We start from the raw sequence: 12,307 nt of genomic DNA, 5'->3' as shown, positions 1-12,307 counted from the left end.
TGTTGCCGCACGCTCCATCGGCGCAACTGTGCCCATCTTCCTTAAATTTAAAGATTTAATGAGAGTTTATTTCATTAATTTTGATTTTAGTGTAAGCTTTTTTCTACAGTTGTTAAAGAAAATTCTCAACAAACTTCAGACAGACGTAAAATGACAACTTCTACACATCCGTTGTCGGTGCAGCAAGATTTGGCCAACTCACCTTGGTGGACTGGTAACTTTCGTCTCACCAATCTATCAGGTAAATTACTGGGCGCTCATGTTGTCCATGCTGGATTGATTTTGTTATGGGCTGGGGAAATAACGCTGTTTGAGGTGTCCCGCTTCAATCCTCATCAGCCAATGTATGAGCAATAGCTCACAGTTAACTGCTAACTTCTTTTATTACTGTTAGCGATTCATAAGCTTGACGAGAAATTGAGAACTCTAATTACTTACAGGATAAATCAATGTCTAAACAACCAGAAGCCATTTGGTTGAACACAAGCCCTAGTTTGTTATGCTTTGCTCAACCATTGTTGCGTGAATTGTCACGTTCTGTAACTATTGCCCAGTGGGAATATACACAAACTAAGGATGAACCTAGTTCCTTAGATGTTGCAATACTGCTGCTGGATGAATATCTTCAATCAATCAAGCAACCTGTGCATCTGATAGGTCACAGCACGGGAGGATTACTCGGGCTACTATATACACGTCGGTATCCAGAAAAAGTTAAATCTTTAACCCTATTAGCTGTGGGTGCTGATGCAGCAGTTGACTGGCAAGCTCATTACTATAGCCATCGCCCATCCTTGACTCGGGAAAAAATTCTCAATGCAATGGTGTATAACTTATTTGGCTATCAGAATGAACACGCTGTCAAGCGTCTAGAGAAGATTTTGGAACGAGACTTAGATTGCTCGCTCTCACCTCACTCCCTGTTTAAACGACAAAGCCTGGTTCCCTGTCCAGTCCCTGCGCCTTTAATGGTTTGTGGTAGCACTAACGATATCATTGTAGAACCCGACGCTCTGCAAGGATGGCGACCGTTTTTGATGAAGGGCGATCGCTATTGGGAATGTCAAAAAGGACGGCATTTCTTTCACTTCTTCCAGCCGACTCTTGTAGCAGAACAGATTCTCGACTTCTGGCAATCTCTATACCAAATCTCTAAAAAACCACTACAGATCAGAAAATAACTCTAGAGGTGTCCATAAAGACGCTCACATTGCACCAAAGTTATCCCGTAGCCAAGCGATCCGCAGTTTGCGCGATTGGGCAAAACCCTAAGTTCAGCCGCAAGGGAACTTAGGGTTATTTATTAAGAATTGTCTCTTTTTTTGGTATTGATATAATACACTCTTTGCCGCCATGTACATAGATATTTTTAATTTCTCATATCTATTAAAATGAGCAGTTTCTGCAAAGCTTGTAATTTAAGGTAGGAAATATTCATTGTTGGTGAGAATTTCAGTCGGACATCGTGTATGAGAATTACATACCAAAATCAGCAAAAACAAACTGCCCTAATTACAGGGGCAGCTAGTGGTATTGGTTACGAATTAGCACACCTTTTTGCCCGTGATAGTTACAATCTTGTCTTAGTAGATAAAAATGGACAAAAACTCTCTGAAATAGCGGAAGATTTTCCAAAAAAGTTCGGCATTTATGTGATAAAGATTGTTAAAGATTTATCTATTCCAACCGCCCCAGAAGAAATTTTTACAGACTTGCAACAAGCATCCATAAAGGTTGATGTGCTGGTGAACAATGCTGGATTTGGGAGTTATGGCTTATTTAACGAAACCAACCTCACTGCTGAGATGGAAATGTTACAGGTCAATTTGGTATCTCTAACTCATTTAACGAAATTATTCTTAAAGGATATGGTCAATCAAGGCAACGGAAAAATACTAAATGTTGCCTCCACAGCTGCATTTCAACCAGGACCTTTAATGGCGGTTTATTCCGCTACTAAAACTTATATTTTATTCTTTTCAGAAGCGCTAGCTAATGAGTTAAAAGATACAGGTGTCACTGTGACTGTTCTTTGTCCTGGACCGACAGAATCTGCTTTTCATAAAATAACCGGGATGGCTGACTCTGAACTCCTCAAAAACAAGAAGATGATGAGTGCAGAAAGTGTAGCCAAAATTGGCTATGCTGGTTTATTCGCGAACACAGCTGTTGTTATTCCGGGTGTAAAAAATAAGATACTCGCTGAATTAGTAAGATTTACTCCCAGAAAGCTAGTGACAGAAGTAGTAAGAAGTATCCATGAGGGAAAAATAAGCTGAAAATTCAAATCTACGATAATCACATCCCAGTTTACAAACCTTTGAAGCAGTAAAAGAGACGTTGAATGAATCAGGGATGTCTAAAGACGAGTTAAATTCCTAACCTCCTATCCTTCTAAGTGTTCTATCTCCTACAATTTCATCGGCTTGTGGTTTTTTTAATGTCAACTCATTGACACTTTTTGACTACACGGTCTGTATATTATTTCATAAAGATAGCGTAGGGGATTTTCACAGGAAGAAAATACATCACAAAAATGAAAAGATAATGAAAGAAAAGTGAAGAAAAAATGAATGGAATAAACGCCAAAACTTTTATTTGATATAGTGTTTTGTGTTTTCATATGTTATGATAATTCTTGTTTGAAGGGGAGTAGCTGCTGGTTGCTGAATAACCAGTCACCCAAATCAACATACTGGCACTTGCCTGGTTTGGGTAACAAGTTTTCATCTATGCTTAACCTGTTTACATTGAGCTAAGCATTCAAACTTGAGAGGCGAGACCTTCACTAAGTTCACATCTATATGTGAGCTTGGTGAAGTGTTAGCACACTCATCAGGCTCACTCAGATGCTTTGATGTCGATTCTGAGAAGTTTGGAAGCCTGTACTATGGAATTAAGTCTTTTTGTTTCTACCTTTGCACTGATTTTTGTAGCAGAATTACCGGACAAAACAGCATTTGCTGCCTTGTTTCTTGCAACTAGTCATAACCCCTTCGCAGTTTTTCTAGGTGCAGCCGCTGCCTTTGTTATTCAAAGTGTCGTGGCTGTTGCCTGTGGAAGTTTGTTGAGTCTCCTACCACCCCAATTTGTCCACATTACAGCAGGAATTCTCTTCCTAGTCTTTGCTGTCATGATGTGGTGTAGAAAAGACTCTCAGACAGAAAAACCTCAATCTGAATCAGAAGGAAAAACTATACAATTTTATAAATCGGTAGCAGCAGCATTCATGACGATTTTTATTGCTGAATGGGGAGATTTGACTCAATTAGCAACCGCCACATTAGTCGCAAAATATCAATCCCCATTAACTATTTTCACATCAGCTACCTTAGCCCTTTGGGCAGTAGCAGCGATTGGAGTGATTGTTGGTTCTCAACTTAAGCATCGGATTCAACCACAGTTACTGCAGCGAGTCGCTGCCAGTGCTTTTGCCGTCGTTGGCATCAGCATGCTTATCAGAGCTTAAAGTTCAAAAGGTAAAAACGTTCATTACTACTAAATAGAGAGGGCTTTCAACGTCCCGTGTGAATTACCGTAAAGTGTAGGTAGTTCAAATTCCTCATCTCTATAGTGTTAGACAAATTCACACCTGAATTTTCCCCTTCGGGGAGAACCTGCGGTTCCGCTGCGCTAACGCAGTCGCCTACGGAGGGAAACCCTCCTGCAGCGCTGTCTCACCGTCCTCATCAACAACTACCTAACCAAAGGTGGCAAATTTATCCTCAAAAAACAGAATTAGCGCAACAGATGGCGCAAACAACGAGTTTATCGCCTTTAATCAACCAATTGCTGATAAATCGAGGTATTGAAACGCCAGAACAAGCACAAGTTTTTTTAAATTCAGGAAACCTGATATTACCTTCGCCTTTGGAAGACTTTCCTGATTTGGGAATGAGTCTGGAGTTATTGCACAATGCGATTGCGCCGAGCGCAACGCCAGAGGCGATCGCCTCTCAAGAGAAAATCGCCATCTGCGGTGACTACGATGCTGACGGAATGACAAGCACTGCTTTACTTTTGCGTAGTCTCCGTTGGCTGGGTGCTCAAGTTGATTATGCTATCCCCAGTCGAATGCATGAAGGCTACGGTATCAATAAACGCATTGTTGAAGAATTCCATAGCGAAGGCGTAGGATTAATTCTGACTGTAGACAATGGCATCTCAGCTTTTGAACCAATTGAGCGAGCCAGAGAACTTGGTCTAAAAGTTATTATCACCGACCATCATGATATCCCTCAACAATTACCCCCAGCCCACGCTATTCTCAATCCCAAACTAATACGAGAATCTTCTCCTTATCGAGGTATTGCTGGTGTTGGTGTCGCCTACATTTTGGCTGTATCCCTCGCCCAAAAATTGGGACAAGCTAATGATGACATCTTAACTTCGATGCTGGAACTGTTTACATTAGGAACGATCGCAGATCTCGCTCCCCTAACTGGTGTAAACCGCCACTGGGTAAAAAGCGGTTTGCAGCACTTACCTAAATCCAAACTACCCGGAGTGCGGGCGCTGATTCAGATGTCTGGAGTGAATTTGAATGGAGGACAAGCGGACAAGCAAGACAAAGGGACAAAAAGCACAGGGAAACAAGGAGGACGACAGGGGGACAAATCAATTCCAAATTCAAAATCGCTAAAGCCGGAAGATATTGGCTTTCGGTTGGGTCCGCGAATTAATGCAATTGGTCGTATTGCTGATCCGCAAATTATAATCGAATTGCTGACGACTGACGATATGGGGATAGCGCTAGAAAAAGCGATGCAGTGCGAAGCAATTAACCGCCAGCGTCAGGAAATGTGCGAGGAAATTGAGAAACAGGCAAGAGAAATTGTAGAAATAGAATATCTCCCCTCTCTACAACAAGATCGTGTGTTGGTTATTGTAAAATCTGACTGGCACCACGGTGTGATTGGTATAGTTGCTTCTCGCTTGGTGGAACGCTACGGTGTCCCGGTGTTTATTGGGACATATGAGGATGAGGAACAGATTCGCGGTTCAGCGCGTGGAATTCCAGAGTTCCATGTGTTTGATGCTTTAGAATATTCTCAAGATTTACTTGGGAAATTTGGCGGACACAAAGCTGCTGGGGGCTTTTCTTTACCATCACAGAATTTAGAAGCATTGCGATCGCGTCTAAGCGAGTTTGCTAATCAGTGTCTGGAACCTCAGCACTTAAAACCACTTTTGAAGATTGACACATCTGCTAAACTCAATCAGATTCATCATCAGTTTTATCAACAGCTTAATGTATTAGAACCGTGCGGAATCGATAACCCAGATCCTGTATTTTGGACATCTAATGTTCGAGTGACTGAGCAACAAATAGTGGGCAAGGGTCATATCAAGCTGACCATAACACAAACTATTGATGATTCGGAATACAAAATTAAAGCGATCGCCTGGCGCTGGCGTGAGTACTTTCCTCTACCGCCGCGACTGGATATCGCTTACAAACTACGAGAAAATCACTTTAATGGCAACACGACTATTGAGTTGGAGTTACTTGGTGTTAGGCTTCCAACCCAGTCTCACATTTTTTTCGCTGCACAATCAGCGCCTTTAAGAACCACTTTTGAGTACAATCAACAGCACTACACGTGTGGAATTTATAAAAACGGTTCTGTACCAGAATTAAGAATCGGAAATCTTGAAGGCAAAATTTTAGCTGTTCCGCTAGGACATAGCATCGGTCTACTGGGAAGCAGTCGTCAACAGGCTATACAAGTTGATGTTTCTCAACCTCAATACAACCAGATTTTTCAAACTGCTCTTCAAGCTTTATCAGAGTTAAGCAATGAGTACTAAGTACTGAGTCAAGAAAAGGGGTGTAGGGGCAAAACAAGTCAAAAGTATCAAGTCAAAAGCCAAAAGTAATGAGGTTCTTTATTTTTTTGACTTTTGATTTTTGATTTTTGACTTCGAGCAAAGCGAGTTGCCCTTACACCCGCCCCAAAAGGGCTTGGGCATTTCCACTTCACTCCTGGTACTCGGTTCTCAGCACTCGGATTATAGGTCGCCGTTGCGAAATGCCAGTACAAAAATGACTGCAGGACCAGCTAACATAATGAGTGCAACAAAAAGTAGTTGAAAAATGACTACCCAATGAATATTGCCTAAACCACTGAATATATTGAATATAGCGTCCATTTGTCCTCCTTTAAAAATAGCTATGTAATTATCAAACCCGCAATAGATCATATCCGGCGATCGCCCGTCGCCTTTAATTTACTTAACAAAAGTATAAAAAAAACTATAAAGACTGAAAAAAATAGCACGTTCACAATAGGTTTTTGTCATGGCTACTTGGCAATGTGTTAAGCAATGTGGAGCCTGCTGTCATCTTGACCCAGCAGACCGTCCTGACTTGCATGAGTATTTATTACCAGAGGAACTGGAATTGTATCTGAGCATGGTTGGTGAAGGAGGATGGTGCGTAAATTTCGACAAAGACTCGCGAGAATGTCGCATCTACCCAGATCGTCCGCGATTTTGCCGTGTAGAATCAGAAATCTTTCAGGATATGTACGGTATTGAGCCGGAGGAGTTAGACGATTTTGCCATTGACTGTTGTCGTCAGCAGATAGAGGGGGTGTATGGGGACAGAAGTTTGGAGATGTTGCGTTTTGATCAAGCAGTAGGTATTTGACGAAAACTAGGGGTGTAAGGGTGTAAGGGTGTAAGGGTGTAAGGGTGTAGGGGGTTTTTACCCAACCCCCGTGATCTCTCCTTTTTCTTGACGAAATTGGTAAAAGTCTTTCTCTGACTTTTAGCGCATAAACGGAGTATCCCAAATTTGTAAAAAAACTCTACCTTTTATGTAATTGCCAACAGCTTCATCTATCTAACGAGTGATATTATAATCTTCCAATGTTCTGCAAATATGGCAAGCTGTCATCTGAACAAAGATGACATTTGAAGTTCGATGATTTATACAATATAGATACCGCATAGATCAGGCAGATTTGTATCGAACACAAACTAGCGATTCCCTTACCATGATATAATTCTTAGTCTACAAAGGGTTTAAAGCTTTTCCTTTATTAGGTAGCATAACCGTTGTTCTAATGAGTTCAGGATTTATCCCATTCTATCGAATCAGCACCAGTGAATAAAGAGGGATAATGAGAGCGGTGATTTTTTACAATACAAGCCTATGCCACAGATATCAATGAAGTTGAAGTCGTGATTAATGCAATCTTCGACACCAACTACTAATTCATCGAAACACCAAAATCTTGTCATAAATTATGAGCCACCAAAGACCAATTATTGAAAGTGGATTTGCAGAAACTGTAGCGATCGCTAAATTACCCAGTGAATTTGGCACGTTCAAAATCTATGGCTACCGTGATACTCTGGATAATTCAGAAAACCTCGCCATCATCAAGGGAGAACTAGAAAACTTCGACAACCCGGTAATGGTCAGAATACACTCAGAATGCCTAACGGGGGATGCCTTGGGTTCTCTGCGCTGTGATTGTGGAATGCAGTTGCAAACAGCACTAAGGATGATTGAAAAAGCAGGTCAAGGGGTGATAATTTATTTGGCGCAAGAGGGGAGAGGCATTGGTTTGTTGAATAAGGTGAAAGCCTATTCTTTGCAAGATTTGGGACTAGATACAGTAGAAGCAAATGAACGTCTGGGATTCTCTGCTGATCTGCGGGACTACAGTATGGCGGCGCAAATCCTCAAGGATTTAGGGGTGAAGGAAGTTCGCTTGATTACTAATAATCCTCGTAAAATTGCTCGTTTGCAAAACTACGGTATTGAGGTAGTCGAACGGATTCCCTTAGCGATTGAACCCAATGACTACAATTTCGATTATTTGACGACTAAAACCAAAAAGCTGGGGCATCTTCTCGAATTAAAAACCCGACAATCTCTGGCAAAAAATGCGTTTCAAATTGATGATCATTTAGACGAGATTTGGTCGGCATTGCTGGAATGCAAAGAGGCAATGAAAAATGAATCTCCCCAAAAGAATGAGTATTGGGCTTTTTTTGGTAATGCTGAAAGTCCGTGGAGTTTCCAAAAAGTTTCTGACGAAAAGATACCCAAGATTCCGGAAAGTGATTTATTGATTATCATCGATTTGACAAATGATTTTTGTCAAAAGCTGAATTTTGTAGATCAAGTATTTTCTCAAGTACAATCTGCCATTATATTCACATGCGGCTCTTCTTTTCAGAGCGATTTTGCGCAAGATGCGCAATGTTTTAAAGGAATGTGGAGCAGCAATGGATGGCAAACTTTTTCCTTATATATAAGGCTCTTAGTTGCTCAACGAGCAGCTTACCTAGAAAAGCGTCCATTTTTGATGGCTCACTTGGCACAATCTCTGGACGGCAGAATTGCAGCAATCAATGGAAACTCTCAGTGGCTTAGCAATGAAGCTAACTTGAAACATGCTCATCGTCTGCGTGCTCTTCATGATGCCGTTATGGTAGGCGCACTAACAGCAACACTCGACAACCCTAAACTAACAGTTCGTTTAGTAACTGGCAAGCATCCAACTCCTGTGATTATTGAAGGACAAAGCGATTTGAAGCTGGATGATTTGCAGATGATAGCAGTCCATGAAAAAGTTATTGTGTTATATCCTCAAGGAAAGCAGCATCGAGTCATACCAGAAGCAGTCAAAGACAAAATTTTGGATCTTCCGATTTCTCCAAAAACAGGTTCTCAGAAAAATCCCGTTTTGGCTCCCTCAGAAATATTAAACGTTTTATACGAAAATGGCATTTCTAGTATTTTTTTGGAAGGTGGAGGACAAACCGTATCCTATTTCTTGCAAGCTGATTGCATAGAACTACTACATCTCCATTTTTCTCCTTTGATTTTGGGTTCTGGACGGTCGAGTTTCACCCTTCCAGTTATAGACTCCATCGACAAAGGACTCCGCTTTAAAATGAAACACTTCGATCTTGATGGAGAAATTCTGATAGAACTTTCGCTTTTAAATAAGCACTCACCCATTTGATTTGCTCGTTAATGCTTATCCGCTGGTGAGGAGAGAGATTAACCGTTTTTGCTCTCGCTAAAAACTACGCAATTGAGATGTAAAAAAAGATGTCTACAAATTCTGGAGCTTATGCTTATTGGTTAGTCTCTCCAAGCAAGGGTGAAATTAGAGAAACCTCAGTTACAGCCTCGCTTAGAGATCCTCTATTTTTGGAAACGTTATACAGTGGTATTAGTCCGGGTACAGAACGGCTGGTAGGTCTAGCAAAAGTCCCCGAAGAGTGTTGGGAAACGATGCGCTGTTGGTATATGGAAGGCAGTTTTGCCTTACCTTTAAAGTATGGTTACAATCTTGTCGGTCAAGCTTATGAAGGTTCTAATCAGGGTAAACGATTTTTTGTCATGCATCCCCACCAATCGAGAGTCGTGGTGGAGAGTTCTGATGCTTTAGAATTGCCAGATTGGTTACCTAGCAAGCGGGCGACTTTAATTCCCAACACGGAAACAGCCCTGAATGCTGTCTGGGATGCCGAAGTAAGTCAAGAAGATAGCTTCGCTGCTGCGCAAAGCGCAGATCGTATTTTAATTGTTGGCGCAGGCATTGTTGGTATTCTCATTAGCTTTGTCCTCAGCAAAAAGTATGGTATTGGGGCAGACTTTTTGGAACAGGATCAGCAGCGAATTCAATACCTAGAACAACTACCTTGGCTGCAAAATTCTCGCTTAGCAACCGACTTTAAGGAAGACAATTACAATATCGTTTTTCATACCAGCGCTTCTGCTTCTGGACTTCAGAGTGCGATTAATGCCCTGACTTTTGAAGGTCGCTGTATCGAACTGAGTTGGTACGGAACGCAATCAGTGTCCTTGCAATTGGGTGGTTCCTTTCATTACCAGCGCAAACAAATTATCGCTTCTCAAGTTTCCGCGATCGCCAAACCGATGCGAAAGCTAATTGACTATCGCCAGCGCAAAGAACAAGTTTTGCACTTGCTGGCAGATGCAGCCGTAGATATTCTCCTGGAACCTGTGATTTCTTTTAAAGACTTGCCACAATTTATGTCACAGTTATATCAGCGTCAAGTGCATCCAGTTTCACCGTTAGTTGAGTATTAAAATTATGTTTTCTGTAGCAGTAAAAGACCACATCATGATTGCTCATAGCTTCCAAGGGGAAATTTTTGGCCCCGCTCAAAAGCTGCACGGAGCAACCTATATAATCACAGCTGAATTTAAAGTACCTGAGTTGGATAAAGATGGCTTAGTGATTGATATCGGTCAGGCGATCGCAATTCTCAAAGAAGTTCTAGAACCGTTAAACTACCAAAATCTGGATACTCTTGAACAATTTAAGGGTATAAATACAACGACGGAATACATGGGTTATTATATCCACCAGCAAATTAGCAAACAGGTAAGCTCTTTTTTCAAAGGCCTTCTTAAAGTGACTCTGGAGGAAAGCCATATAGCTTGGGGAAGCTATGAAGCCGAGGTATGAACGTAAAATATGATCTATTTTATTCAGCCTAAACTAAATTTCACATCAGGAGGCTCGCTCTACAATTTAGAAATTGTCAAGCGCTTGGAGGAGGAAGGTAAAGGAGAGAATTTTTTTTATCCCTTAAATGGATCTGTTTCTGAACTTCTTGAACAATTAAGTGCTTTGCCCTCTAATTGTATCCTTGTGATTGACGCACTCTACTTGACAATTCCTGAATTCAATGCTTCCTTAAAGGAATTTCTTCCCTATGCTCAACGGACTTACCTCATGCTCCACCATCTTGAGTCATTGAATATTTACTACTCGACTCAGGAAAAGAAAGCACTTTGGAGTGATGAAGCGCAGTGGTTAAAAGCTATGAAGGGTATTATCGTTCCTAGTTTCCAACTGCGGAATTATATCTTAAGTGGTGGCATAGAAACAGATAAAATCGTGGTAGCATCACCAGGTATCGATAAGGCTCAAGCTTGCCATTTGCCTAATCTCAAAGAGCGATCGCAAAATGAGCCGATAACTCTAATTACCATAGGAACCTTCTATCGACGCAAAGGGCAACTTGAATTAGTAGAAATGTTAGCCCAGATGGAAACAAAGAATTTTAGGCTGCATTTGGTTGGCGACTGCGAAGAAGAAGACTACAAACAGAAGACTCTGGCGTTAAGGGAGCGTGCACAACTGCAAGATGCCGTAATTGTTCATGGGGTTGTTCCTCAAAAAACTATGTTGGAGTTGTTGTCCCAGTCCGATCTTTATATCTCCCCAGCTACCTATGAGAGTTATTCTATGGCTACTGCTGAAGCAGTTGCTCACGGGCTACCAGTATTAGCTTATGCAACAGGAGCAATAGCTGACTGGATTGAGGATGGAGTCAATGGGATAGTCCTACCGCTAGGTAAGCAGGAACAATTTTTCATGGCACTCAAAAGGTTGCTTACAGATCGTAATCAACTTAATCAGTTACGTAAAGAAGCTTTGAATCGTACTGATAACTTATCGTTTAACAATTGGGATCAAACTTATAGAGATTTTTTACAAGCATTTACAAATGACTAGTGTAACTAGACAGACACAATAATATCTAAGTTATGATTTGATCGAGGGTTGTTCATGAAATGGGAAGAAACTTTTACTTGGAACGGAAAGTCTTTGCGGTATAATCTAATTCCTTATAATAATACTGCAGAGCGCGCAATTGAAATACCAATTATACTAGATTTTCTATCTAAGAGTAACGTCGGCGAGAAATTACTTGAAGTAGGAAATGTACTTTGCAACTATGAGAACGAATACAATAAAATATCTCGTACAGTAGTTGACAAATATGAGGTAGCCGCAGATGTTGTAAATATAGACTTAATGGATGTTTCTGCTCTGGACAAATACGATCTGATAGTAAGCATATCAACAGTTGAGCATATAGGACAAAACTGGGATAATTTTGAATGTTCTATAGAGCGAGATTTAGAAGCTCCTCTTAAAGCAATTGTGAAAATTTACACCCTGCTGAATCTTGCTGGAAGAGCGATTATTACTGTTCCATTTGGGAAATTTACTGATGGAATTTGGTATATTCAGTTTAACCAAGATTATTTAGAACGGCTTACAAAAAAATACAAATTACCTGAAGTCGCTATTCAAGTAAGTTATTTCAAACGTATTGCTTCAGAAGTAGAAACTGATAATCCTTATCAAATTTGGATACAGACAAATCAAGATGAGCTAAAAAATGTTTGTTATGATTCTCCTTATAGTTGCGCTAATGGATTAGCTGTTATAGAACTAAAAAATTCCAACCTAATAGAAATACCAGAAAAATTATAATCTTTAAATAATTCTAA

The 12,307-nt window shown here is 40.7% G+C and carries 11 protein-coding genes and 2 pseudogenes; 12 read left to right on the top strand and 1 reads right to left on the bottom strand.

Translation table 11 applies throughout. The features are described from left to right. Positions 1-150: 150 nt before the first annotated feature. The 5 genes and pseudogenes from AC5JM2_RS28545 to AC5JM2_RS28525 all read left to right on the top strand — a co-directional run. Positions 151-354, top strand: a pseudogene (locus AC5JM2_RS28545) (chlorophyll a/b binding light-harvesting protein); the annotation flags it as partial. 95 nt (positions 355-449) lie between these two features. Beyond that, entirely contained in the window at positions 450-1,181 is a 732-nt protein-coding gene (locus AC5JM2_RS28540) for an alpha/beta fold hydrolase (RefSeq protein WP_495838336.1), read from the top strand. A 288-nt stretch (positions 1,182-1,469) separates the two neighbouring features. Next, positions 1,470-2,279: an SDR family NAD(P)-dependent oxidoreductase gene (locus tag AC5JM2_RS28535; RefSeq protein WP_495838334.1), complete on the top strand. Its 810-nt coding sequence runs from the start codon at positions 1,470-1,472 to the stop codon at positions 2,277-2,279. Between the two features lie 611 nt (positions 2,280-2,890). Then, the gene (locus tag AC5JM2_RS28530) at positions 2,891-3,469 is read left to right on the top strand and encodes a TMEM165/GDT1 family protein (protein WP_495838332.1); all 579 of its coding nucleotides are present in this window, start codon (positions 2,891-2,893) and stop codon (positions 3,467-3,469) included. A 281-nt stretch (positions 3,470-3,750) separates the two neighbouring features. Further along, entirely contained in the window at positions 3,751-5,811 is a 2,061-nt protein-coding gene (locus tag AC5JM2_RS28525; RefSeq protein WP_495838430.1) for a single-stranded-DNA-specific exonuclease RecJ, read from the top strand. A 201-nt stretch (positions 5,812-6,012) separates the two neighbouring features. Here the strand turns inward: AC5JM2_RS28525 and psb30 are convergent, their stop codons facing one another. Beyond that, entirely contained in the window at positions 6,013-6,153 is a 141-nt protein-coding gene (psb30, locus tag AC5JM2_RS28520) for a photosystem II reaction center protein Ycf12/Psb30 (protein WP_495838330.1), read from the bottom strand. A gap of 148 nt (positions 6,154-6,301) precedes the next feature. Between psb30 and AC5JM2_RS28515 the strand changes: the two genes are divergently transcribed. The 7 genes and pseudogenes from AC5JM2_RS28515 (at position 6,302) to AC5JM2_RS28485 (ending at position 12,290) form a co-directional block, all read left to right on the top strand. Next, positions 6,302-6,652 (top strand): YkgJ family cysteine cluster protein, encoded by a 351-nt coding sequence (locus tag AC5JM2_RS28515; protein WP_495838328.1) that lies wholly within the window; start codon positions 6,302-6,304, stop codon positions 6,650-6,652. 652 nt (positions 6,653-7,304) lie between these two features. Continuing rightward, a pseudogene (ribA, locus tag AC5JM2_RS28510) lies at positions 7,305-7,868 on the top strand (GTP cyclohydrolase II); the annotation flags it as partial. Positions 7,869-7,964: 96 nt separating this feature from the next. Next, positions 7,965-8,987 carry a RibD family protein gene (locus AC5JM2_RS28505; protein WP_495838428.1) on the top strand — a complete coding sequence of 341 codons (1,023 nt, stop codon included), beginning with the start codon at positions 7,965-7,967 and terminating at the stop codon, positions 8,985-8,987. Between the two features lie 89 nt (positions 8,988-9,076). Further along, a complete protein-coding gene (locus AC5JM2_RS28500) occupies positions 9,077-10,084 on the top strand; it encodes a zinc-dependent alcohol dehydrogenase (protein WP_495838326.1) in 1,008 nt (335 codons plus the stop codon). A gap of 4 nt (positions 10,085-10,088) precedes the next feature. Then, positions 10,089-10,466: a 6-pyruvoyl trahydropterin synthase family protein gene (locus tag AC5JM2_RS28495; RefSeq protein ID WP_495838324.1), complete on the top strand. Its 378-nt coding sequence runs from the start codon at positions 10,089-10,091 to the stop codon at positions 10,464-10,466. A gap of 9 nt (positions 10,467-10,475) precedes the next feature. After that, the gene (locus tag AC5JM2_RS28490; protein ID WP_495838322.1) at positions 10,476-11,522 is read left to right on the top strand and encodes a glycosyltransferase family 4 protein; all 1,047 of its coding nucleotides are present in this window, start codon (positions 10,476-10,478) and stop codon (positions 11,520-11,522) included. A 54-nt stretch (positions 11,523-11,576) separates the two neighbouring features. Then, entirely contained in the window at positions 11,577-12,290 is a 714-nt protein-coding gene (locus AC5JM2_RS28485; RefSeq protein ID WP_495838320.1) for a class I SAM-dependent methyltransferase, read from the top strand. Positions 12,291-12,307 lie beyond the last annotated feature (17 nt).

This window comes from Brasilonema angustatum, assembly GCF_059505445.1.
Note: the sequence above shows the minus strand (reverse complement) of the source record. Positions and strands in the feature narration are given on the sequence as shown.